This is a genomic window from Aromatoleum toluolicum (genome assembly GCF_012911005.2).
Classification (GTDB): domain Bacteria; phylum Pseudomonadota; class Gammaproteobacteria; order Burkholderiales; family Rhodocyclaceae; genus Aromatoleum; species Aromatoleum toluolicum.
In genome coordinates, this window is the sequence record NZ_WTVS01000268.1 from 1 (window position 1) to 391 (window position 391).

Here is a 391-nt window from a genome sequence, read left to right on the forward strand (position 1 = left end):
GCCTCCACCGTCGCCATCGGGCGGCCGGATGCAGAGCGCATGGGCCTCAACTACCAAAGCGGCCAGCCGGTGCGCGTGAACACTGCCAATGGCGTCGCCCAGGGCTGGCGCATGAAGCTCGACTCCATCCGCATCGGTGACGTCGAGGTCTTTGGGGTAGAGGCCATCATCACCTCGCAGCCCATGCCCTATGTGCTGCTGGGCAACAGCTTCCTGAACGAGTTCCAGATGACCCGCACCAACGACCAGATGGTGCTCGAAAAGCGCCACTGACGCCTGTACACCCGCAATGTCCGCACACCCCTCCTCCACCCACGCGCACTCCGAAGGGGAGTACGAAGACCTGCTCAGCCTCTGGTCCGACCTGGAGTCGGCCCTGTCGGTGCTGCTG

At 64.5% G+C, this 391-nt stretch carries 1 protein-coding gene; it reads left to right on the forward strand.

The window, feature by feature from the left end:
• The coding region (locus GPA27_RS28685; RefSeq protein ID WP_169143765.1) for a retropepsin-like aspartic protease family protein at positions 1-273 on the forward strand (273 nt) is incomplete at its 5' end.
• Positions 274-391: the final 118 nt, after the last annotated feature.